We start from the raw sequence: 22,470 nt of genomic DNA on the forward strand, positions 1-22,470 counted from the left end.
CTCGACGGCGACAATCAACGTAACGCCTTGAAAACACACATGCACCGGCACATGGTCCCGGGTGCTGTCGTTGTCTCCTCGCGAGGCGCGGCGGTCGGATCCATGGGGTGCGTGGAGGCCTAACCCGATTTTCCAGGAGTCATCCATGGCACACGTCAACATGCGTGACCTGCTCAAGGCAGGCGCCCACTTCGGTCACCAGACCAAGTACTGGAACCCGAAGATGAGCAAGTTCATCTTCGGCGCCCGTAACAAGATCCACATCATCAACCTCGAGCACACCCTGCCGGCCCTCAACGAGGCGATCGACGTGGTCGAGAAGATGGCAGCGGCCAACAACAAGATCATGTTCGTTGGCACCAAGCGCAGCGCCAGCAAGATCATCAAGGAAGAAGCCAACCGCGTTGGCATGCCCTTCGTGAACCATCGCTGGCTCGGCGGCATGCTGACCAACTACAAGACCATCCGCGTCTCCATCAAGCGCCTCGGTGAGCTCGAGGCCATGCACCAGGACGGCACCTTCGAGAAGCTGACCAAGAAGGAAGTCCTGATGGCGACCCGCGAGCAGGCCAAGCTCGAGCGGTCCGTGGGTGGCATCAAGGAGATGGGCGGCCTGCCCGACGCCCTGTTCGTGATCGACGTTGACCACGAGCGCATCGCCATCAACGAGGCGAACAAGCTGGGCATCCCGGTCATCGGCGTGGTGGATACCAACTCCGACCCGGACGGCGTCGACTACGTGATCCCCGGCAACGATGACTCCATCCGTGCCATCCAGATCTACGTCAAGGCCATCGCCGACGCCTGCGCCCGTGCGAAGGAAGGTCGTCCCGACGAGTTCGTCGAGGTCACCGCAGAGAGCGACAGCGCCGCCGAGTGATCGCGGCCCGTCTGTCCGCTCGCCGGCGCCGGAGTGGCCGTCGCCACGGCGGCCGGACAGACGAGAAAGGGGGCCGAGGCCCCCTTTTTTCTCAGTATTCGCCGGATTCGTCCCAGTGACGGGTCCGCTATCCGTTGACACACAGATTCAGAGGTGAACCCCATGGCAGCTATCAGCGCCTCCCAGGTCAAGGAACTGCGCGAGCGTACCGGGCTCGGCATGATGGAGTGCAAGAAGGCCCTCACCGAGGCCGGCGGTGACATCGACGTCGCCATCGAGAACCTGCGCAAGAGCTCAGGCCTCAAGGCCGCCAAGAAGGCCGGCCGCACCGCCGCCGAAGGCACCGTGGTGACCCGCGTCGCCGAGGATGGCAGCTACGGCGTGATGGTCGAGATCAACTCCGAGACCGACTTCGTGGCCCGCGACGACAACTTCAAGGCCTTCGCCGACAAGATCGCCGACGCCTTCTTCGCCGCCAAGAGCGAAGACGTGGCCGCCGTGATGGCCGGTGACCTGGAGACCGCTCGCGAGCAGCTGGTCCAGAAGATCGGCGAGAACATCGGCGTGCGCCGCTGTGTGGTGGTCAACGCCGTCGAGGGTGGCCTGGTGGGCGAGTACGTCCACGGCGGCCGCATCGGCGTGCTGACCGTGCTGACCGGCGGCAACGCCGAGGTGGCCAAGGATATCGCCATGCACGTCGCCGCCATCAACCCGGCCGTGGCCCGCCCCGAGGACATGCCTCAGGAGCAGCTGGACCAGGAGAAGGATATCATCCTCGCCCAGCCCGATATGGCCGGCAAGCCCGCCGAGATCGCCGAGAAGATGGTCCAGGGTCGCCTGAAGAAGTACCTGGCCGAGAACAGCCTGACCGAGCAGCCCTTCGTCAAGGATCCGAACCAGAGCGTTGCCCAGTTCGCCAAGGCGGCCGGCGGCGAGGTGGTCGGCTTCACCCGCTTCGAAGTGGGCGAGGGCATCGAGAAGGAAGAGGTCGACTTCGCCAAGGAAGTGATGGAACAGGCCAAGCGCAGCTAAGGTCACAGGTTCCTGCAGGACGATGGCGTGCGCGCAAGCGCACGCCTTCGCGTATTCGGCCGGTGCGTTCCGGCCACCCCGACATGCCACCGCTGATGCCAGGAGAGATGCCATGCCCACATCCGATCACGTCGAGTCGCCGGCCAAGGGCCGCGCCGAGAAGTCGAAGTACAAGCGAATTCTGCTCAAGCTCTCCGGTGAGGCGCTGATGGGCGAGCATGACTTCGGCATCGACCCCAAGGTGCTCGACCGCATGGCCCTGGAGATCGGCCAGCTGGTCGGTATCGGGGTCCAGGTCGGCATCGTGATCGGCGGCGGCAACCTGTTCCGCGGTGCCGCTCTCAACGAGGCGGGCATGGACCGGGTGACCGGTGATCATATGGGCATGCTGGCCACGGTGATGAACGCTCTGGCCATGCGCGATGCCCTGGAGCGCTCCAATATCCGCTCCCGGGTGATGTCCGCCATCCCCATGAGCGGCGTGGTGGAGCACTACGATCGCCGTACGGCCATCCGCTATCTCACCTCCGGAGATGTGGTACTGTTCTCCGCCGGTACCGGTAACCCCTTCTTCACCACCGACTCCGCGGCCTGCCTGCGCGGCATCGAGATCGATGCCGACGTGGTGGTCAAGGCCACCAAGGTGGATGGGGTCTACGACAAGGATCCGGTCAAGCATGACGACGCGGTCAAGTATGACCAGCTGAGCTACGACGACGCGCTGGACCAGAAGCTGGGGGTCATGGATTTGACCGCCATCTGCCTGGTGCGTGACCATGACATGCCGGTCCGCGTCTTCAACATGAACAAGCCCGGCGCCCTGCTCAACCTGGTGGTGGGCGGCGAAGAAGGCACGCTGATAGACAGAGGTTGACACCGTGATCAATGACATCAAGAAGGATGCGGAATCCCGCATGAAGAAGAGCGTGGACGCTCTGCATGGCAACCTGAACAAGATCCGTACCGGTCGCGCCCACTCCAGCATCCTGGATGCGGTGACCGTCGACTACTACGGCAGCCAGGTGCCCCTGAACCAGGTCGCCAACATCAACACCGAGGATGCCCGCACCCTCTCCGTGGTGCCCTGGGAGCAGAGCATGGTGCCCAAGGTCGAGAAGGCGATCATGACCTCCGACCTGGGCCTCAACCCCTCCACCGCCGGCAACAACATCCGCGTGCCGATGCCAATGCTCACCGAGGAGACCCGCAAGGGCTACATCAAGCAGGCCCGCCAGGAGGCGGAGAATGCTCGGGTGGCGGTGCGCAACGTGCGTCGCGACGCCAACGGTGACGTCAAGGCCCTGCTCAAGGAGAAGGAGATCACCGAGGACGAGCAGCGCCAGGCCGAGGATGCGATCCAGAAGCTGACCGACAAGTACATCGCCGAGATCGACAAGACGCTGGAGCTGAAGGAACAGGATCTGATGCAGATCTGAGCAAGTTCGGGGCCGCCAGGAGGGCGGCCTCCTGCCTTCTCATTCACTCCCCCCGATGCGAGACCCCATGACGTCACCGCACTCCCCAGACTCCAGCGCCACGGATGGCACGCCCGCTGTCCCAGGGGGCGCACTGCCACGCCACGTGGCGATCATCATGGATGGCAACAACCGCTGGGCCAGGGCCAGAGGGCTCTCCGGCGTGCGCGGCCATCATGCCGGCGTGGAGGCGGTGCGTGCCACCATCCGCCGCGCCGCCGAGCGGGGCATCGAGACCCTGACCCTGTTTGCCTTCTCCAGCGAGAACTGGAAGCGTCCCCGGGCCGAGGTCAGCGCCCTGATGGAGCTCTTCCTGCTGGCGCTGAAGCGGGAGGTGAACAAGCTGCACGCCAACGGCATCCGCCTCTCGGTGGTGGGGGATACCTCGGCCTTCTCGGATTCGATCCAGAAGCATATCGCCCGGGCCGAGGAGAAGACCCGCCACAACACCCGCCTGCATCTGGTGATCGCCGCCAACTACGGCGGCCAGTGGGACCTGGTCCGGGCGGCCCGCCGCCTGGGGGAGCGGGTGGCGGCCGGCGAGCTCGACCCCTCTGCCATCGATGAGGCCGCCTTCGCCGGCCAGCTGAGCCTGGCCGGGGTGGCGCCGGTGGATCTCTGCATCCGCACCAGCGGCGAGCAGCGCATCTCCAACTTCATCCTCTGGGAGCTGGCCTACGCCGAGCTCCACTTCACGCCACTGCTGTGGCCCGACTTCGATGCCGAGGCCTTCGACCAGGCGCTGGCCGACTACCAGCGGCGCCAGCGGCGCTTCGGCATGACCGACGAACAGATCGAGGCTCAAGGTGCTTAGACAGCGCATCATTACCGCAGCCTGGCTGGCACCGCTGATGCTGGCCGGCCTGTTTGGCCTTTCCGGCGGGTTCTTCGCCCTCTTCACCGCGGCCATCGTGCTGCTGGCGGGCTGGGAGTGGACCAACCTGGCGGGCATCCGCCAGCGCGACAACCGCCTCATGCTGGTGGGCGTGCTGGCCATGGCCATGCTGATGCTATGGATCAGTGGCGGGGCGCTGATGGCCTGGCCGCTGTGGCTGGGTGTGGCCGGCTGGCTGGTCAACCTCACCTGGGTCACCCGCTATCCCGCAGGCGTGGCCCAGTGGAGCTCGCCCACGCGCCGCCTGCTGATGGGGCTCTGGGTGCTGCTGCCGGCCTGGGTCGGCCTCAATGTGCTGCGCGACAGCGGCGCGGTCTGGCTGCTCTTCGTGCTGCTGCTGGTGTGGTGCGCCGATATCGGCGCCTACTTCGCCGGTCGCGCCTTCGGCCGGCGCAAGCTGGCGCCCAGGGTAAGCCCGGGCAAGAGCTGGGAGGGGGTGGCCGGCGGCCTGGTCGCCACCGCCGTGCTGGCGCTGGTGTTTGCCAGCTGGCAGGGGCTCGGCCTCGGCGGCGGGCTGGCCCTGCTGCTGGCGACCCTGGTGGTGACCCTGGTCTCGGTGCTGGGCGACCTGCTGGAGAGCATGCTCAAGCGCTTCCGCGGCATCAAGGACTCCAGCCAGCTGCTGCCGGGCCACGGCGGCGTGCTCGACCGCATCGACAGCCTCACCGCCGCCGTCCCGCTGTTTGCCCTGCTGATGATGGGGGGGCTCTAGGGTGGGGGGAGTGCGCGGCGAGCCGCGTCGCCAGGCCGTTACCGTGCTGGGTGCCACCGGCTCCATCGGCACCAGCACCCTGGATGTGATCGCCCGCCACCCGGAGCGCTACCGGGTCCATGCCCTGACCGCCCACCGCTCCCGAGAGGCGCTGCTGGCCCAGTGTCGGGTACATCGGCCGGCGGTGGCGGTGCTCGACCGCGAGGCCGATGCCGCCTGGCTGCGGGCGCGCCTGGCCGAGGCGGGGCTGGCCACCGAGGTCGAGAGCGGCACGGACGCCCTGGTGGCGGTGGCCGAGGCCTCCGCGGTGGACGTGGTGATGGCGGCCATCGTCGGTGCCGCGGGCCTGCTGCCGACGCTCGCCGCGGTGGATGCCGGCAAGCGGGTGCTGCTGGCCAACAAGGAGGCCCTGGTGATGTCCGGGGCGCTCTTCATGGAGGCGGTGGCGAAGCGCGGTGCGACCCTTCTGCCCATCGATTCCGAACATAACGCCATCTATCAGTGTCTACCCGTGGAGCATCGCGGGGGGCTTGCCCGCCACGGCGTGACCCAGCTGCTGCTGACCGCCTCCGGCGGCCCCTTCCGCGGCTGGTCGGCCCGAGAGCTGGCCGAGGTGACGCCGGCGCAGGCCTGCGCCCACCCCAACTGGTCCATGGGTCGCAAGATCTCGGTGGACAGCGCCACCCTGATGAACAAGGGGCTGGAGCTGATCGAGGCGTGCTGGCTCTTCGACGCCCGGCCCGAGCAGGTCCAGGTGGTGGTGCACCCCCAGAGCGTGATCCACTCCATGGCCGCCTACAGCGACGGCTCGGTGATCGCCCAGCTGGGCAACCCCGACATGCGCACCCCCATCGCCTATGGGCTGGCCTGGCCGGAGCGGATCGAGGCCGGGGTCGAGGCGCTGGACCTCTTCCAGGTCGCCCGGCTCGACTTCGAGGCGCCGGACGAGGCCGCCTTCCCCTGCCTGCGCCTGGCGCGGGAGGCCATGGCGGCGGGCGGCACGGCGCCGGCGGTGCTCAATGCGGCCAATGAGGTGGCGGTGGAGGCCTTCCTCGAGGGGCGCCTCGCCTTTACCGGCATCGCCGAGCTGGTCGCCCGGGTTCGCGATATCGAGCCGATAGCCCCGGCCCGCGACCTCGAGACGGTGCTCGAGGCCGATGCCCGCGCCCGTCGCGCCGCACGGGAGTGGCTGGCTCGCCGCTGATCCCGTGTCATTTCACTACGCTTCCTGGAGGAGACTGACTTGGGCCTGATCCAGAATATCCTGGCCGTGATCGTGGTGCTGGGCCTTTTGATCACCTTCCACGAGTTCGGCCACTTCTGGGTGGCCAGGCGCTGCGGCGTCCGGGTGCTGCGCTTCTCGGTGGGCTTCGGCCAGCCGATCTGGACCCGGGTCGACCGCCACGGCACCGAGTTCGTGGTGGCCGCCATTCCCCTGGGCGGCTACGTCAAGATGCTCGACGAGCGGGAGGCCCCGGTGCCCGAGCATGAGCTCGACCAGGCCTTCAACCGCAAGACGGTGTGGCAGCGCATCGCCATCGTCGCCGCCGGCCCCCTGGCCAACTTCCTGCTCGCCATCGTTGCCTACTGGGCGCTCTTCGTGGCCGGCACCACCACGGTGGCGCCGGTGATCGGCAGCGTCGAGCCCGACTCGCCGGCGGCGCGCGGCGGCCTCACGGCCGGCCAGGAGATCGTCGCGGTGCGCGGCGAGGCGGTGCGCGGCTGGGACGAGATCAACCTCAAGCTGGTGGCCGCCATCGGCATGAGCGGCGAGCTCAGCGTGGACGCCCGCGCCGACGCCAGCGCCGAGCCCCGGGAGTATCGCCTGCCGGTGGAGAACTGGCTGGTGCGCCAGGACCCGCCCCAGCCGCTGCCGAGCCTCGGCGTGACCCCCTGGCGCCCGCCCTTCCCGGCGGTGCTGGGCCAGCTGCTGTCCGGCGAGGCGGCCGACGCCGCCGGTCTCCAGGCCGGCGACGAGGTCCTGGCGGTGGACGGCACCCCGGTGGACGACTGGATGCACTTCGTCGACATCGTGCGGGCAAGCCCGGGCGAGGCGCTGACGCTTGAGGTCGCGCGTGACGGCGAGCGCCTGAGCCTGGCCATCACCCCCGGCAGCAACGAGCTGGAAGAGGGCGTCACCATCGGCTATATCGGCGCCGGGGTGGCCCCGGTGGAGTGGCCGGAGGAGTACCGCCGCGAGATCCGCTACGGGCCGGTGGCGGCGGTGGGCCAGGCGGTGTCGCGCACCGGGGAGATGACCCTGCTCACCGTGGATGCCATCCGCAAGATGCTGGTGGGGCTGATCTCGCCCTCGAACCTCTCGGGGCCGATCACCATCGCTCAGATTTCCGGCGACTCGGCCCGGGCGGGGCTGGAGAGCTTCGTCAGCTTCCTGGCCTATCTCTCCATCAGCCTGGCGGTGCTCAACCTGCTGCCGATCCCGGTGCTCGACGGCGGCCACCTGCTCTACTACTTCATGGAGGTGGTGCGCGGGCGCCCGGTCTCCGAGCAGGCCCAGGCGATCGGGCTGCGCATCGGCCTGGCGCTGGTGGGCACCCTGATGCTGATGGCGATCTATTTCGATCTGATGCGGCTCTGGTAGGCGCCCCTTCGCCTTGTCAGCGAGCCGCACAAATGTATAAGGTGCCTGTCTGGACAGGTTTGGCAGATCAACGCGAGCGAATCGACTGCATGAGAATCAAGACCATCGGACTGGCGGCGCTGCTGCTCGTCGGGGCCGGGACGGCCCAGGCACAACCCTTCGAGGTTTCGGACATTCGTGTGGAAGGCCTGCAGCGGGTCTCTGCCGCTTCCGTCTTCAACGCCTTTCCTGTCAGCGCTCGCGACCGCGTCGATGAGCGGGAACTGGCCGAGGCCACCCGCAGCCTCTTCGCCACCGGCATGTTCGAGGATATCCGCCTCGCCCGGGACGGCGACGTGCTGATCATCCAGGTGGTGGAGCGACCCACCATCAGCCGTCTCAATATCTCCGGCAACCGCCGCATCGGCGACGAGGAGCTGCGCCAGGGGCTGCGCCAGGCCGGCCTGGCCGAGGGCGAGGTGCTGCAGCTTTCCACCCTGGACGAGATCCAGCGCGAGCTGGAGGGCGTCTACCAGAGCCAGGGGCGCTACAGTGCCAGCATCGAGACCAGCGTGCGCGAGATCGACGAGGGCCGCGTGCAGGTCGACGTCGAGATCAACGAGGGTGCCGTGGCGCGTATCCGCCAGATCAACCTGGTGGGCAACCGCGCCTTCGATGATGACACCCTGCGCGACGTCTTCGAGCTCAACGATCGCCCCGGCCGCATCTTCGGCTGGTTCTCCCGTGACGAGTACTCTCGTGAGGCCCTGGCCGGCGACCTAGAGCGCCTGCGCTCCTTCTACCTGGATCGCGGCTACGTCAACTTCAACGTGGAGTCGACCCAGGTCTCGATCAGCCCCGACAAGTCGCAGATCTTCATCACCGTCAACGTCGACGAGGGTCGCCAGTACCGCATCGGCGACGTGCGCTTCGTGGGCGACCTGCAGATCAGCGAGCGGGAGGCCCGGGAGCTGCTGCGGGTCGAGCCCGGTGAGGTCTTCTCGCGCAGCGACGTGACCGCCTCCTCCGAGGCGCTGCGCGCGCGCCTCGGCGCCGAGGGCTTCGCCTTTGCCAACGTGGACGGCATTCCCGAGGTCTCCGCCTCGGGCGACACCGTGGACCTGGCGTTCCGGGTCGATGCCGGCCGCCGCGCCTATGTGCGCCGCATCGAGTTCATCGGCAACACCACCACCCAGGACGAGGTGCTGCGCCGCGAGATGATCCAGCTGGAGGGGGCGCCGGCCTCGACCCAGTCGATCACCCAGTCCCGCCAGCGCCTGGAGCGCCTCGGCTTCTTCCGCCAGGTGGACGTGGAGACGCGTCCGGTGGCCGGCGAGCCGGACAAGCTCGACGTCACCTATACCGTGGAGGAGCAGCCCTCCGGCTCTATCTCCGCCAGCGTCGGCTTCTCCCAGAGCGCCGGGGTCATCTACGGCCTGGGCCTCTCCCAGACCAACTTCCTGGGCACCGGCAACCGGGTGAACATCGGCGCCCAGCGCAGCGACACCTTCACCAGCGTCAACTTCGGCTTCACCGACCCCTACTGGACCCTCGACGGCATCTCCCGCGGCTACAACCTCTACTACCGCGAGACCGACTACGAGGACTCCGATATCTCCACCTACTCCACCGACGCCTACGGCGCGGGGATCAACTTCGGCTACCCGATCAACGAGATCACCCGTCTCAACTTCGGCGCCGCGGTGGAGGACCTGACGGTCAAGACCTATCGCGACACCGCCCAGGAGATCCAGCAGTACGTGGAGGACCAGGGCGAGGATGCCCAGAGCCTCAAGCTGACCGCCAGCTGGACCCGCAACAACCTCAACCGCGGCATCATGCCCACCGCCGGCAACTATCAGCGCCTGTCGCTGGAGACCGCGGTGCCCGGCAGCGACGCCGAGTACTACAAGCTGCGCGCCCAGGCCCGCCAGCTCTTCCCGCTCAACGACAACCACGACTGGGCGCTCAAGTTCAGCGGCGAGCTGGGCTATGCCGACGTGGTGGGCAGCAATGATCCCTACCCCTTCTACGAGAACTTCTACGCCGGTGGCCTCGGCTCGGTGCGCGGCTTCACCGCCAACACCCTGGGCCAGCGCACCACGCCGCCGCCGGGCGGCGGCAGGGACCGCACCCTGGGGGGCAATATCCTGGTGCAGGGCAGCGCCGAGCTGCTCTTCCCGTTGCCCTTTATCGAGGACCGTCGCTCCCTGCAGACCTCGCTGTTCCTGGATGCGGGCAACACCTTCCTGAGCTCCTGCTATGACGTCTTCGAAGGCAATGACAGCAACTGCAGCTCCGGAGTGGACCTGGGCGACCTGCGCTATAGCGTCGGCGTGGGGCTCTCCTGGCTGACGCCGGTGGGGCCCTTGACCTTCAGCATCGCCGAGCCGATCAACGACGAGTCGGGCGATGACACCCAGTTCTTCCAGTTCTCCCTGGGGCAGACCTTCTGACCCTGGCGTGATCCCATACCGCTGCCGGGCCGCAAGGGCGGCCCTTCAAGGAGTGAGAGATGCGTAGATTGACCGCCGCCCTGAGCCTGGTGCTGCTGGTGCTGCTGGCCCTGCCTGCCCAGGCGGACGACGTCGCCATGCTCGACTGGCGTCGCGCCCTGCTGGAGACCGATGCCGCCCAGCGCTCCATGAGCGAGCTGGAGGGGCGGGTGGGCAGCCAGCAGCGCCAGGCCCAGTCCCTGGAGCAGGAGCTGGACGCCCTGCAGCAGCGCGCCGGCAGCCTCACCGACAGCGAGCGGCAGGAGGCCAACCGCAAGGTGGGCGAGCTCAACCAGCTGATGGGCGAGATCATGCAGGCGCGACAGCAGGCCGAGCAGCAGTTCCTGCAGCGCGCCGAGCCCCACCTGGAGCGGGCCGTAGATCAGCTGATCACCCGCCATAGCGTGAAGGTGCTGGTGGAGCCCATGGGCGTGCTGCACTCGGAGCAGCCGCTGCAGGACCTGACCTCCGAGCTGACCCAGATCCTCAATACCATGCTGTGAAGGCCCGGTTCACGATGACGCGACGCAACTCTCCTGTCTACACCCTGGGTGAACTGGCCGAACGCCTGGGGGCTCGACTGGCCGGGGACGCCGGTCGGCAGATTGTCGGCCTGGCCACCCTCAAGGAGGCCGGCCCGGATCGGGTGGCCTTCCTGGCCAACCGCGCCTACCTCAAGGATCTGGCGGATACCCGGGCCGCGGCGGTGCTGCTGCACCCCCAGCACGGCGACGCCTGCCCCGTGGCGCGCCTCGAGCTCGACAACCCCTATCTGGGCTATGCGGCCCTGTCGCGGCTCTTCGATCCCCTGGCGGGCCGCGAGCCCGCCGGTGTGCATTCCTCGGCGGTGGTGGATCCCTCCGCCAGCCTGGGGGCGCGTGTCGAGGTCGGTCCCTGCGCTGTCATCGAGGCGGGCGTGACCCTGGGCGATGACGTCATCATCGGGCCCGGCTCCGTGGTCGGCGCCGACAGCGTCATCGGCGCCGGCTCCCGGCTGCATGCCAACGCCACCGTCTGCCACGGCGTGGTGGTCGGTGCGCGTGCCATCCTGCACAGCGGCTGCGTGATCGGCGGCGACGGCTTCGGCTTCGCCCACGACGGCGCGGGCTGGCACAAGATCGCCCAGCTTGGGGGGGTGGTGCTGGGCGATGACGTCGAGGTGGGCAGCTGCTCGAGCATCGACCGGGGCGCCCTGGGTGATACCATCATCGGCAACGACGTCAAGATCGACAGCCAGGTACAGATCGCTCACAACGTGCAGATCGGCGACCACAGCGCCCTGGCCGGCTGCGTGGGCATCGCGGGCTCCACCCGGGTCGGGAAGCACTGCATGCTGGGCGGCGGGGTGGGCCTCTCGGGCCACCTGACGCTCTGCGACGGCGTCCAGGTCACCGGCATGAGCCTGGTGACCAACTCGATCACCGAGCCCGGGGTCTACTCCTCCGGCACCGGCGCCATGAAGAACGCCCAGTGGCGCAAGAATGCGGTGCGCTTCAAGCAGCTCGACGACATCGCCAAGCGGCTTGTGCGCCTGGAGAAGGGGCGCGACGCTTGAGGGGCGCGGTGGGGGCGCTATAATCCCCGCCCTGCCCGGCGGCCTGCGCCGTCGGCTCGTGCCCGCCCGGAAGGCGGGCTCCCGATACTTCAGAGGTTGTGACGATGGTAATGGACATCAACGAGATTCGAGACTACCTGCCCCACCGCTACCCGTTCCTGCTGGTGGACAGGGTCACCGAGCTGAACCTCGGCGAATCCATCGTCGGCTACAAGAACGTCAGCATCAACGAGCCCTTCTTCAATGGCCACTTCCCTCACCACCCCATCATGCCCGGGGTGCTGGTGGTCGAGGCGCTGGCCCAGGCCTGCGGCATCCTCGGCTTCAAGACCGTCAACAAGCTGCCCGCCGACGGCTATGTCTACTACCTGGTAGGCAGCGACAACGTGCGCTTCAAGCGTCCGGTGATGCCCGGCGACCAGCTTCAGCTGCGCGCCGACGTGATCCGCGAGAAGCGGGGCATCTGGAAATTCGCCTGCCAGGCCACCGTCGACGGCGAGCTGGCCTGCGAGGCCGAGATCATCTGTGCCGAGAGGAAGGTTGCTTGATCCATCCCACCGCCCTTGTCGACCCCGCCGCGCGCCTCGCCGATGACGTCGAGGTGGGCCCCTTCACGGTGATCGGTCCCGATGTGGAGGTCGGGCCCGGCAGCCGCATCGGCCCTCATGTGGTCATCAAGGGGCCCACGACGCTGGGGGCGCGCACGCGTATCTTCCAGTTCGCCTCGGTAGGCGAGGATTGCCAGGACAAGAAGTATGCCGGCGAGCCCACCCGCCTGGTGATGGGCGACGACAACGTGATCCGCGAGGGGGTGACCCTGCATCGCGGCACCGTCCAGGACCGCGGCGAGACCACCATCGGCTCGCGCAACCTCTTCATGGCCTATGTGCACGTGGGCCATGACTGCGTGATCGGCAGCGACTGCATCCTGGCCAATCAGGTGACCCTGGCCGGCCACGTCAAGCTCGGCGACTTCGCCATCCTCGGCGGCCTCTCCGCGGTGCACCAGTTCTGCCACTTCGGCACCCACGCCATGGCCGGCGGCGGCTCCATCATCACCAAGGACACCCCGGCCTACGTGATGATCAACGGCAACCCGGCCCAGGCCCACGGCCTCAACCTGGTGGGGCTCAAGCGCCGCGGCTTCTCCAGGGAGTCGATGCGCGCGCTGGGCGAGGCCTACAAGCTGGTCTACCGCCAGGGGCTTACCGTGGAGCAGGCGCTGGCCGAGATCCGCGGCCGCTTCGACCTGCCCGAGACCGAGGCCTTCGCCGCCTCCATCGAGATCGCCTCCCGCGGCATCGTGCGCTGACGATGGCGGATCCCCAGGAAATGGCGGCGCCCGATCCGCGGGCCGTCAAGCGCGTCTACCTGGTGGCCGGTGAGCTCTCCGGCGATATCCTGGGCGCCGGCCTGATGCGCGCCCTGAAGGCGCGCCACCCCGGCGTCGAGTTCCGCGGCATCGGCGGCCCGCGCATGATCGCGGAGGGCATCGACAGCCGCTTCCCCCTGGAGACCCTCTCGGTGATGGGCCTCGTCGAGGTGCTCAGGCACCTGCCCGGGCTGATCCGGGTGCGCCGCGCCCTCAGGGCCGACGCCCTGGCCTGGCAGCCCGATATCATGGTCGGCATCGACGCCCCGGACTTCAACCTGGGCCTGGAGCGACAGCTGCGCGAGGCGGGGCTCACTACCGCCCATTACGTCAGCCCCTCCGTCTGGGCCTGGCGTCAGGGGCGGGTCAAGGGCATCGCGAAGTCCGTGGATGCCATGCTGACCTTCCTGCCCTTCGAGGCGGCCTTCTACGCCCGCCACCGGGTGCCGGTGGCCTTCGTCGGCCACCCGCTGGCCGACGAGCTGCCCCTCGAGAACGATCGGCTCGCGGCGCGTGGGGCGCTGGGCCTGCCCGCCGAGGGCGAGGTGCTGGCGCTGCTGCCGGGCTCCCGGGCCAACGAGGTCCGCTTTCTCGGCGAGACCTTTCTCGCCGCCGCCGAGCGGCTCTGTGCGGCGCGGCCGGACCTGAGAATCGTGGTGCCGGCGGCCACGCCGCAGCGACGCGAGGAGCTCGCGGCGCTGCTGGTCGGCCACCCCGGGCTTGCCGAGCGGCTGACCCTGCTCGACGGCCAGGCCCGGGAGGCGATGGTGGCCTCTGATGCCGTGCTGCTCGCCTCGGGCACCGCGGCGCTCGAGGCGATGCTCTGCCACCGGCCGATGCTGGTGGCCTACCGGATGGCGCCCGCGACACACTGGCTCGCCCGGCGGCTGGTCAAGACCGAGTGGATCTCGCTGCCCAACCTGATCGCCCGGGAGACCCTGGTGCCGGAGCTGATCCAGGAGGCGGCGAGCGCCGAGGCGATCGCCGACCGGCTCGGCGCGCTGCTCGACGATGCTCCGGGCCGCGCCGCCCTGGAGGCGCGCTTCGCGGCGATGCACCAAGGCCTGCAGCGCGACGCCAGCCGCCGCGCGGCCGAGGCTATCGAGGCGCTGGTGGCCGGCGAGCCGCTGCCCGAGAGCGTCGCCCCCGAGCGGGCCGAGGAGGCGGCGCCTTGACCCGGCAGCGAGGCGCTCCCCGGGAGCTGCCGCCCCTGGTGGTCGACTACCGCGGCGAGCGCCTGGCCGGCGTCGACGAGGTGGGCCGTGGCCCCCTGGTAGGGGCGGTGGTAGCCGCCGCGGTGATCCTCGACCCGGCGCGCCCCATCGACGGGCTCACCGACTCCAAGGCGCTCTCCGCGAAACGCCGGGAGGCACTGGACAGCGAGATCCGCGAGCGGGCCCTGGCCTTCGCCGTGGCCGAGGCCAGCGCCGCCGAGGTAGACGCCTTGAATATCTACCACGCCACCCACCTGGCGATGCGCCGGGCCATCGACGCCCTGGCCCCGGCGGCGGAGTACCTGCTGGTGGACGGCAATCGCCTGCCCGGGCATCATCTGCCGGGGCAGGCGGTGGTCAAGGGGGACGCCCGCCATCCGGCCATCGCCGCCGCCTCGATACTCGCCAAGGTGGCCCGGGATGCCCAGATGCTGGCCCTCGACGCCCGCCATCCCGACTACGGCTTCGCCCGCCACAAGGGCTACCCGACCCGGGAGCACCTGGCCGCCCTGGCGCGCCTCGGCGCGCTGCCGGAGCACCGCCGCTCCTTCGCCCCGGTCAAGCGCCAGCTGGCGCTGTTCTGAACACCCAAGCCCCGAGCTCCCTATGACCACGCCCTTCGTTCATCTTCGCGTCCACACCGAATACTCCCTGGTCGACGGCCTGGTGCGCCTCAAGCCGCTGGTCAAGGCGGCCGGGGAGCACGGCATGCCGGCGCTGGCCATGACCGACGAGGCCAACCTCTTCGGCCTGGTCAAGTTCTACAAGGCCGCCCAGGGGGCCGGGATCAAGCCGATCATCGGCGCCGACCTCTGGCTCGCCAACCCCCACGACGAGGAGCACCCCTACCGGCTGACCCTGCTGGCCATGAACGACACGGGCTACCGCAACCTCACCGAGCTGATCTCCCGGGGCTGGATGGAGGGGCAGCGCCTGGGGCGCGCCGAGCTGAAGCGCGACTGGGTGCTGGCCCAGAGCGAGGGACTGATTGCCCTCTCCGGGGGCCGCGACGGCGAGGTGGGCCGCTACCTGCTCAGCGACCACGGCGACGAGGCCCGCGAGCTGCTCGAGGAGTGGAACGCCGCCTTCCCCGGGCGCTTCTACCTGGAGCTGACTCGCACCGGGCGCCCCCTGGAGGAGGAGTGCCTGCACCTCTCGGTGGACCTGGCACTGGAGAGCGGCACCCCGGTGGTGGCCACCAACGATGTCCGCTTCCTCGAGAAGGCGGACTTCTGGGCCCACGAGACCCGGGTCGCCATCGGCGAGGGGCGGGCCCTGGACGATCCCCGCCGTGAGCGCAAGTACAGCGAGGAGCAGTATCTCAAGAGCCCCGAGGAGATGGCCGAGCTCTTCTCTGATATTCCCGAGGCCCTCGAGAACAGCGTGATGATCGCCGCCCGCTGCAGCGTGGAGGTGCGCCTGGGGGAGATCTTCCTGCCGGAGTTCGAGATTCCCGAAGGGATGACCCAGGACGAGTTCTTCCGCAAGATCTCCCACGACGGCCTCACCGAGCGCCTCGACTTCCTCTTCCCCGCCGAGCGCTACCCCCGCGACGGCGCCGAGTATGCCGAGATCGACCAGCGCTACCGGGAGCGGCTCGACTTCGAGCTCGACGTCATCATCCAGATGGGGTTCCCCGGCTACTTCCTGATCGTGATGGACTTCATCCAGTGGGCCAAGGACAACGACGTCCCGGTGGGCCCCGGCCGCGGCTCCGGCGCCGGCTCCCTGGTGGCCTACGCCCAGAAGATCACCGATCTGGACCCCATCGGCTACGACCTGCTCTTCGAGCGCTTCCTCAACCCCGAGCGGGTCTCGATGCCCGACTTCGACGTCGACTTCTGCATGGAGAAGCGCGACCGAGTGATCGAGTACGTGGCCGACCGCTACGGCCGCAACGCCGTCTCCCAGATCGTCACCTTCGGCACCATGGCCGCCAAGGCGGTGGTGCGCGACGTGGCCCGGGCCCAGGGGCGCCCCTACTCGCTGGGCGACAAGCTCTCCAAGCTGATCCCCTTCGAGGTGGGCATGACGCTCGCCAAGGCGATCGAGGCGGAGCCGGCCCTCAAGGAGTTCGTCGAGAACGACGACGAGGCCGCCGAGATCTGGGAGATGGCGCTCAAGCTCGAGGGCATCACCCGCGGCACCGGCAAGCACGCCGGGGGCGTGGTGATCGCCCCCACCAAGCTGACCGACTTCTCGCCGCTGCTCTGCGACGAGGATGGCACCGGGCTCGTCGTGCAGTTCGACAAGAACGACATCGAGGACGCGGGCCTGGTCAAGTTCGACTTCCTGGGCCTGCGCACCCTGACCATCATCGACTGGGCACTTGAGATGGTCGACAAGGTGCGTGCCGTGGAGGGGCAGGGGCCGCTGGATATCGACAGCATCCCGCTGGACGACGCCCCCACCTTCGAGATGCTCAAGCGCGCCGAGACCACGGCGGTCTTCCAGCTCGAATCCCGCGGCATGAAGGAGCTGATCAAGCGCCTGCTGCCCGATTCGCTGGACGACATGATCGCCCTGGTGGCGCTCTTCCGCCCCGGCCCGCTGCAGTCGGGCATGGTGGACGACTTCATCAATCGCAAGCACGGCCGCGCCGAGATCTCCTACCCGCACCCGGACTACCAGCACGAGTGGCTCAAGCCGGTGCTGGAGCCCACCTACGGCATCATCCTCTATCAGGAGCAGGTGATGCAGATCGCCCAGGTGCTGGCGGGCTACACCCTGGGCCAGGCCGACATGCTGCGCCGCGCCATGGGCAAGAAGAAGCCCGAGGAGATGGCCAAGCAGCGCGCGGGCTTCATGGAGGGGTGCGCGGCCAACGGCATCGACAAGGAGCTCGCCGGCAACATCTTCGACCTGGTGGAGAAGTTCGCCGGCTACGGCTTCAACAAGTCCCACTCGGCGGCCTATGCGCTGGTCTCGTATCAGACGGCCTGGCTGAAGGCGCACTATCCCGGCCCCTTCATGGCGGCGGTGATCTCCACCGAGATGGACAACCTCGACAAGGTGGTGCCGCTGATCGAGGAGTGCCGCAACCTCGGGCTCACCGTCACGCCGCCGGACGTCAACGTGGGCGGCTACAAGTTCACCGTGGATGACCAGGCCCGGGTGGTCTACGGCCTCGGCGCCATCCGCGGCGTGGGCGAGGGCCCCATCGGGGCCATCGTCGAGGCCCGGGAGGCGGAGGGCCCCTTCCAGGACCTCTTCGACTTCTGCCGCCGCGTCGACCCCAAGCGGATGAACAAGCGCACCCTGGAGGCGCTGATCCGCTCCGGCGCCCTGGACACCCTCGGCCCCAACCGCGCCGTGCTGGCGGCGGCGCTGGAGGATGCCCTCAAGGCCGCCGCCCAGAGCCAGACCAACCAGAACCTGGGCATGATGGACATGTTCGGCGAGGCCTTCGTCGACGATGCCGGGGCGGGGGGCGACGTCTATGCCGACTATCTCGGGGTGCGGGAGTGGACCGACAAGGAGCGTCTGGCCGGCGAGAAGGAGACCCTGGGGCTCTACCTGACCGGCCACCCCATCGACGAGTACGAGGGTGAGCTCGAGCGCTTCGTCTCCACCCGCATCAGCGACCTCAAGCCGTCGCGGGAGCCCCAGCGCGTGGCGGGCCTGGTGGTGGGGGTGCGCACCATGAAGTCCAAGCGCGGCGACACCATGGCCTTCCTGACCCTGGACGACCGCACCGGACGCATCGAGGCGTCGCTGTTCGGCGAGCTCTATGACCAGCTGCGCGGTCAGCTCGAGCCCGATCAGGTGCTGATCGTCGAGGGGGAGGTCTCCTCCGACGACTACTCGGGAGGGCTGCGCCTGCGCGGCAAGGAGGTCACCCCCATGGTGGCGGCGCGCACCCGCTACGGCCAGGCGGTGGAGCTCTCCCTGGACGGGGCGGCCATCAACGGCCGGCTGGTGGACTCCCTGCGCGAGAGCCTGGAGCCCCACCGCAACGCCGAGGGTCTGCCGGTGCGCCTGCGCTACCGCAACGCCGAGGCCGCCGGCTGGCTGGAGCTCGACGCCGCCTGGAGGGTCGCGCCCACCGACGAGCTGCTGATCCGCCTGCGCGAGGTGCAGGGGCAGGATGGCGTGCGGCTCAAGTACCGCTGAGGCATCGCCTTGCGCGCCGCGTTGAGGGTGCGATAATGCCTGCCACTTCTCATTTTTCGCGCCGCCTGCCACGGGCCGGGCGGTGAAACACCACAAGGCCGTCCGCCAATGAATCCCAACTATCTCGACTTCGAACAGCCCATCGCCGAGCTCCAGGCCAAGATCGAGGAGCTGCGGCTGGTCGGCAACGACAGCCAGGTCAACCTCAGCGACGAGATCGAGCGCCTCGAGGAGAAGAGTCGCAAGCTCACCGAGTCCATCTTCAAGGATCTCACCCCCTGGCAGGTCTCCCAGCTCTCCCGCCATCCCCAGCGCCCCTATACCCTGGACTACCTGGAGCACGTCTTCACCGACTTCGACGAGCTTCACGGCGACCGCCACTTCGCCGACGATGCCGCCATCGTCGGCGGCGTGGCGCGTCTCGACGACCGCCCGGTGATGGTGATCGGCCACCAGAAGGGCCGCGACGTGAAGGAGAAGGTGCGCCGCAACTTCGGCATGCCGCGCCCCGAGGGCTACCGCAAGGCGTGCCGCCTGATGGAAATGGCCGAGCGCTTCCGGATGCCGGTGCTGACCTTTATCGACACCCCCGGCGCCTATCCCGGCATCGACGCCGAGGAGCGCGGCCAGTCCGAGGCCATCGCCTACAACCTGGCGGTGATGTCGCGCCTGCGCACCCCGATCCTGGCCACCGTGGTGGGCGAGGGCGGCTCCGGGGGGGCCCTGGCCATCGGCGTCTGTGACGAGCTGGCCATGCTGCAGTACTCCACCTATTCGGTGATCTCCCCCGAGGGCTGCGCCTCCATCCTCTGGCGCAGCGCCGAGAAGGCCGCCGATGCCGCCCAGGCCATGGGGGTGACCGCCGAGCGCCTGCAGGAACTGGGCTTCGTCGATACCCTGATCGAGGAGCCCCTGGGGGGCGCCCACCGCCAGCCCCTGGCCACCGCCGAACGGGTCAGGGAGTCGCTGCTGGCGAGCCTCGACCGCCTCGCGGCGATGGACACGGAGAGCCTCCTCGCCCGCCGCTACGAGCGCCTGATGAGCTATGGCATGCCCGCCTGATCCCATGCCCCTGCAGGCCGTGATCGACAGCGCCCTGGCGGAGACCCCGCCGGGGCGCGTCGTCTGGGTGGCCCTCTCCGGCGGGCTCGACTCCTCCCTGCTGCTGACACTCGCCGCCGAGGCGTGCCGGCGTCATCCCCGCCCGCTGCGTGCCCTCCATGTGCATCACGGCCTCCAGACCGCCGCCGACGACTTCGAGCGCCACTGCCGGCGGCTCTGCTCGCGCCTGGGCGTGCCGCTCTGCGTCGAGCGGGTTGCCGTCGACCTCGCCGCGGGGAAGGGCCTGGAGGGGGCGGCCCGGGAGGCGCGCTATGCTGCCTTCGCCCGCCGGGTCGCCCCCGGCGAGACCCTCTGGCTGGCCCAGCATCGCGACGACCAGGCCGAGACCTTCCTGCTCGCCGCCCTGCGCGGCAGCGGCGTGCGGGGCCTGGGCGGCATGCCGCCGCTGCGCGTCTGGCGGGGCAGGGCGCTGGCGCGCCCGCTGCTGGCGATGTCCCGCTCGGCCCTCGAGGCCGAGGCGGCACGGCTGGATCTCGCCTGGGAGGAGGATCCCTCCAATGCCGACGAGGGCCTGGATCGCAACTTCCTGCGTGCCTCCCTGCTGCCGCGGCTCGAGGAGCGCTGGCCTCGGGCCGGCGCGGCGCTGGCCAGGAGTGCCGAGCTCGCCGGGGAGGCCGAGGCGCTGCTCGGCGAGCTGGCCGAGCTCGACCTCGAGCGCCTCGGCGGCGACCCCGCCTGCCTGGCGGCGGACGAGCTTGGCGCGCTTTCGCCGCCACGGCAGCGGCTGCTGCTGCGCCACGCCTGCCAGCGGCTGGGGCTGCCCACCCCGCCGGCCTCGCGCCTGGCAACGCTGCTGTCGCAGCTGGGGGCGCGTCTCGACGGCGAGGCCCGGGTGGCCTGGCCCGGCGCCGAGGCGCGGCTATGGCGAGGTAGGCTATACCTGATGGCGCCGCTGCCGGCGCTGCCGGCGGGCTGGGAGCGCCGCTGGGAGGGGGCATCGCCGCTTGCGACGCCGCTGGGGAGCTGCGAGGTGAGCCTGGCCGGGCCGACGGAAGGAGAGGGGGCAGGGAAAGGCGACCTGACGCTTCGACCCCGCCGGGGCGGCGAGCGCCTGCGCTTGGCGGGCCGCGGCTCCCGGGATCTCAAGCGGCTGCTGCAGGAGCTCGAGGTGCCGCCCTGGCGGCGGCAGCGGCTGCTGGTGGCCTGGCAGATGGACAGCCGCGGAGCGGAGACGCCGGTGGCGCTGCTCGACCCCCTGGCCGGGCGCTGGCTGGCGCTGGCCGAGGGGTGGCGGGCTCAGGCGGGGGCGAGCTCCAGGGAGAAGCCCGCCGCCTGCTGATAGGCGCACTCCTGCTCCAGGTCGGTGAGCAGCAGCATGGGGTCGTCACCGCCGGGCAGGGTGAGGCGCAGCGCCTCGCCGTCGGCGTCGAGGCGCGGTGGCGCGGGGGGCTGCTCCGGGCGGCTGTGATTGAGCAGCACCGCCAGGCGCAGCAGTCGGGCCAGCCGGGCGTGGGAGGAGTGCACGGAGGCGGGCAGCGCCTGCCACTCCCGGAGCGGGAACTTGCGGCGGTGGGCGCGCACCAGGAAGGCCAGCAGGCGCTGCTCCGGGCGGGAGAAGCCGGCCAGGTCGGAGTGCTCCAGCAGATAGGCGCCGTGGCGATGGAACTGGCTGTGGGAGATGGCCAGGCCGATCTCGTGGAGGCGCGCCCCCCAGGCCAGGAAGCGGGCCTGGTCGTCGTCGAGCCCCCAGGCGTCGCGGACCTGGCCGAGCAGCGCGCCGGCCGTGGCGGCGACGTTGCCGGCCTGGCGGGCGTCCACGCCGTAGCGGCGCTCGAGGAGCTCCAGGCTCTTGAGCCGGGAGTCCTCGGGGCTGTTGCGCCCTGCCATGTCGTAGAGCACCCCCTCGCGCAGGGCGCCGTCGGCGAAACGCATCTGGTCGAGGTCGAAGGCCTCGAAGATGGCCCCGAGCACGGCGATGCCGGCGGGGAAGACCCGGGCGCGGTCCGGCTTGAGACCCTCCAGGCTCACCTTGTCCAGACGCTTGCACTTGATCAGCCGCTCGCGCAGGGCGGTAAGGCCCTGCCGGGTGATGACCCCCTCGGGGCCGTCGCCGGCGGCGTGGATCACGGCGGCAGCGGCCTTGATGGTGCCGCTGGAGCCCACCGGATCCTCCCAGCCCAGCGCCAGGTAGTGGCGGCGGATATTGGCCAGCTCCGAGAGGGCGGCGAGCTCGGCGCGGCGCATGCGCTTCTCGGTGATCTCGCCGCCGTCGAAGAAGCGCCGGGTAAAGGTAACGCAGCCCATGCGCAGGCTCTCCAGGGCCTGGGGCTCGAAGCGCTCGCCGATGATGAACTCGGTGGAGCCGCCGCCGATGTCGACGATCAGCCGCCGCCCCTCCTCGGCCAGGGCGTGGGCGGCCCCCAGATAGATCAGGCGCGCCTCCTCGCGGCCGGCGATGATCTCGACCCGGCAGCCCAGCAGCGCTTCGGCGCGCTCGATCAGCGCCTCGCTGTTGGCGGCGTCGCGCAGGGCGTTGGTGCCCACCACCCGCAGCTGCCCCGGAGCGATGTCGGCCACGAAGGGGGCGAAGCGGGCCAGGCAGTCCAGGGCGCGTTGCATGGTGGCCTCGTCGAGCAGGCCCTCGTCGTCGAGGCCGGCGGCCAGCTGCACCTTCTCGCCCTGACGGGCCACCACCTGGAGGCGCTCCTCCTGGTAGTTGGCCACCAGCAGGTGAAAGCTGTTGGAGCCGAGGTCGATGGCGGCGAGCCGCCGCGTCGGGGGGGGAGTGGGGGCCGGATCCGCTGGCGAGGTCATGGTGGCTTCCTTCGAGTTGACTGGGGGAAAGGTTGCGGCTCGCCTGCGGCCGTGTCAATTGTTGAGGGCTTGCGTTCGGGCCTTCCCTTGTCTAGTATCGAGGCGTTCGCCTGTTCCGAATGCTTTCCGACCGTTTCACGGCGATCCCGTCTCGGTCACTCCAAGTCGTCAGACAGCCCACTGTACTCAGCGGAAGCCCGGTTCCTCCCGCGGCCGCTGGTCAGGCGAAAGCGAATCTGCTCCCTCGACTCCCTATCGGCCGGCTGCCCT

19 protein-coding genes are annotated in these 22,470 nt (G+C 69.4%); 18 read left to right on the forward strand and 1 reads right to left on the reverse strand.

Features of this window, described 5'->3' with window-relative positions:
* Window positions 1-145 precede the first annotated feature (145 nt).
* The 18 genes from rpsB to tilS all read left to right on the forward strand — a co-directional run bounded on the left by rpsB (window position 146) and on the right by tilS (window position 20,725).
* Entirely contained in the window at window positions 146-880 is a 735-nt protein-coding gene (gene rpsB / locus ACRYRV_RS10260; RefSeq protein WP_253446103.1) for a 30S ribosomal protein S2, read from the forward strand.
* Window positions 881-1,042: 162 nt separating this feature from the next.
* A complete protein-coding gene (gene tsf, locus ACRYRV_RS10265; protein ID WP_309636019.1) occupies window positions 1,043-1,912 on the forward strand; it encodes a translation elongation factor Ts in 870 nt (289 codons plus the stop codon).
* A gap of 112 nt (window positions 1,913-2,024) precedes the next feature.
* Window positions 2,025-2,786, forward strand: a complete 762-nt coding sequence (gene pyrH, locus ACRYRV_RS10270) for a UMP kinase (RefSeq protein WP_253446097.1) — start codon at window positions 2,025-2,027, stop codon at window positions 2,784-2,786.
* Window positions 2,787-2,790: 4 nt separating this feature from the next.
* Complete coding sequence (gene frr, locus ACRYRV_RS10275) at window positions 2,791-3,348, forward strand: ribosome recycling factor (RefSeq protein ID WP_253446094.1); 558 nt, start codon at window positions 2,791-2,793, stop codon at window positions 3,346-3,348.
* 67 nt (window positions 3,349-3,415) lie between these two features.
* On the forward strand, window positions 3,416-4,201 hold the full coding sequence (uppS, locus tag ACRYRV_RS10280; protein ID WP_444985225.1) for a polyprenyl diphosphate synthase: 786 nt from the start codon (window positions 3,416-3,418) through the stop codon (window positions 4,199-4,201).
* Window positions 4,194-4,994: a phosphatidate cytidylyltransferase gene (locus ACRYRV_RS10285; protein ID WP_444985224.1), complete on the forward strand. Its 801-nt coding sequence runs from the start codon at window positions 4,194-4,196 to the stop codon at window positions 4,992-4,994. The genes uppS and ACRYRV_RS10285 overlap by 8 nt, the downstream gene beginning before the upstream one ends.
* 10 nt (window positions 4,995-5,004) lie before the next feature.
* Window positions 5,005-6,198, forward strand: coding sequence for a 1-deoxy-D-xylulose-5-phosphate reductoisomerase (gene ispC / locus ACRYRV_RS10290; RefSeq protein ID WP_444985223.1), 1,194 nt, complete (start codon window positions 5,005-5,007; stop codon window positions 6,196-6,198).
* A gap of 39 nt (window positions 6,199-6,237) precedes the next feature.
* Window positions 6,238-7,596, forward strand: a complete 1,359-nt coding sequence (rseP, locus tag ACRYRV_RS10295) for an RIP metalloprotease RseP (RefSeq protein ID WP_444985222.1) — start codon at window positions 6,238-6,240, stop codon at window positions 7,594-7,596.
* Between the two features lie 89 nt (window positions 7,597-7,685).
* A complete protein-coding gene (gene bamA / locus ACRYRV_RS10300; RefSeq protein WP_444985221.1) occupies window positions 7,686-10,031 on the forward strand; it encodes an outer membrane protein assembly factor BamA in 2,346 nt (781 codons plus the stop codon).
* A gap of 59 nt (window positions 10,032-10,090) precedes the next feature.
* Complete coding sequence (locus ACRYRV_RS10305; protein ID WP_309636014.1) at window positions 10,091-10,573, forward strand: OmpH family outer membrane protein; 483 nt, start codon at window positions 10,091-10,093, stop codon at window positions 10,571-10,573.
* 14 nt (window positions 10,574-10,587) lie between these two features.
* A complete protein-coding gene (gene lpxD / locus ACRYRV_RS10310; protein WP_444985220.1) occupies window positions 10,588-11,625 on the forward strand; it encodes a UDP-3-O-(3-hydroxymyristoyl)glucosamine N-acyltransferase in 1,038 nt (345 codons plus the stop codon).
* 104 nt (window positions 11,626-11,729) lie between these two features.
* Window positions 11,730-12,173 (forward strand): 3-hydroxyacyl-ACP dehydratase FabZ, encoded by a 444-nt coding sequence (gene fabZ / locus ACRYRV_RS10315; protein ID WP_299310737.1) that lies wholly within the window; start codon window positions 11,730-11,732, stop codon window positions 12,171-12,173.
* Window positions 12,170-12,937 (forward strand): acyl-ACP--UDP-N-acetylglucosamine O-acyltransferase, encoded by a 768-nt coding sequence (lpxA, locus tag ACRYRV_RS10320; protein ID WP_309636012.1) that lies wholly within the window; start codon window positions 12,170-12,172, stop codon window positions 12,935-12,937. The genes fabZ and lpxA overlap by 4 nt, the downstream gene beginning before the upstream one ends.
* A gap of 2 nt (window positions 12,938-12,939) precedes the next feature.
* Window positions 12,940-14,172 carry a lipid-A-disaccharide synthase gene (gene lpxB / locus ACRYRV_RS10325; protein ID WP_444985219.1) on the forward strand — a complete coding sequence of 411 codons (1,233 nt, stop codon included), beginning with the start codon at window positions 12,940-12,942 and terminating at the stop codon, window positions 14,170-14,172.
* On the forward strand, window positions 14,169-14,795 hold the full coding sequence (gene rnhB, locus ACRYRV_RS10330; RefSeq protein ID WP_444985218.1) for a ribonuclease HII: 627 nt from the start codon (window positions 14,169-14,171) through the stop codon (window positions 14,793-14,795). The genes lpxB and rnhB overlap by 4 nt, the downstream gene beginning before the upstream one ends.
* A 22-nt stretch (window positions 14,796-14,817) precedes the next feature.
* A complete protein-coding gene (gene dnaE / locus ACRYRV_RS10335) occupies window positions 14,818-18,324 on the forward strand; it encodes a DNA polymerase III subunit alpha (protein ID WP_444985217.1) in 3,507 nt (1,168 codons plus the stop codon).
* A 108-nt stretch (window positions 18,325-18,432) separates the two neighbouring features.
* Entirely contained in the window at window positions 18,433-19,386 is a 954-nt protein-coding gene (accA, locus tag ACRYRV_RS10340; RefSeq protein ID WP_253446053.1) for an acetyl-CoA carboxylase carboxyl transferase subunit alpha, read from the forward strand.
* Between the two features lie 4 nt (window positions 19,387-19,390).
* On the forward strand, window positions 19,391-20,725 hold the full coding sequence (gene tilS / locus ACRYRV_RS10345) for a tRNA lysidine(34) synthetase TilS (protein WP_444985216.1): 1,335 nt from the start codon (window positions 19,391-19,393) through the stop codon (window positions 20,723-20,725).
* On the opposite strand, the gene ppx is transcribed toward tilS, so the two are convergent.
* Window positions 20,683-22,200 carry an exopolyphosphatase gene (ppx, locus tag ACRYRV_RS10350; protein WP_444985215.1) on the reverse strand — a complete coding sequence of 506 codons (1,518 nt, stop codon included), beginning with the start codon at window positions 22,198-22,200 and terminating at the stop codon, window positions 20,683-20,685. The two genes, tilS and ppx, sit on opposite strands and share 43 nt — an antisense overlap.
* Window positions 22,201-22,470 lie beyond the last annotated feature (270 nt).

It is taken from the genome of Halomonas mongoliensis, assembly GCF_052496345.1.

Excerpts from the sequence above, each read along its gene's own strand:
- rpsB (WP_253446103.1), top strand. The coding sequence starts at position 146 with ATGGCACACGTCAACATGCGTGACCTGCTCAAGGCAGGCGCCCACTTC.
- tsf (WP_309636019.1), top strand. The coding sequence starts at position 1,043 with ATGGCAGCTATCAGCGCCTCCCAGGTCAAGGAACTGCGCGAGCGTACC.
- pyrH (WP_253446097.1), top strand. The coding sequence starts at position 2,025 with ATGCCCACATCCGATCACGTCGAGTCGCCGGCCAAGGGCCGCGCCGAG.
- uppS (WP_444985225.1), top strand. The coding sequence starts at position 3,416 with ATGACGTCACCGCACTCCCCAGACTCCAGCGCCACGGATGGCACGCCC.
- bamA (WP_444985221.1), top strand. The coding sequence starts at position 7,686 with ATGAGAATCAAGACCATCGGACTGGCGGCGCTGCTGCTCGTCGGGGCC.
- ACRYRV_RS10305 (WP_309636014.1), top strand. The coding sequence starts at position 10,091 with ATGCGTAGATTGACCGCCGCCCTGAGCCTGGTGCTGCTGGTGCTGCTG.
- lpxD (WP_444985220.1), top strand. The coding sequence starts at position 10,588 with ATGACGCGACGCAACTCTCCTGTCTACACCCTGGGTGAACTGGCCGAA.
- fabZ (WP_299310737.1), top strand. The coding sequence starts at position 11,730 with ATGGTAATGGACATCAACGAGATTCGAGACTACCTGCCCCACCGCTAC.
- lpxB (WP_444985219.1), top strand. The coding sequence starts at position 12,940 with ATGGCGGATCCCCAGGAAATGGCGGCGCCCGATCCGCGGGCCGTCAAG.
- dnaE (WP_444985217.1), top strand. The coding sequence starts at position 14,818 with ATGACCACGCCCTTCGTTCATCTTCGCGTCCACACCGAATACTCCCTG.
- accA (WP_253446053.1), top strand. The coding sequence starts at position 18,433 with ATGAATCCCAACTATCTCGACTTCGAACAGCCCATCGCCGAGCTCCAG.
- tilS (WP_444985216.1), top strand. The coding sequence starts at position 19,391 with ATGCCCCTGCAGGCCGTGATCGACAGCGCCCTGGCGGAGACCCCGCCG.
- ppx (WP_444985215.1), bottom strand. The coding sequence starts at position 22,200 with ATGACCTCGCCAGCGGATCCGGCCCCCACTCCCCCCCCGACGCGGCGG.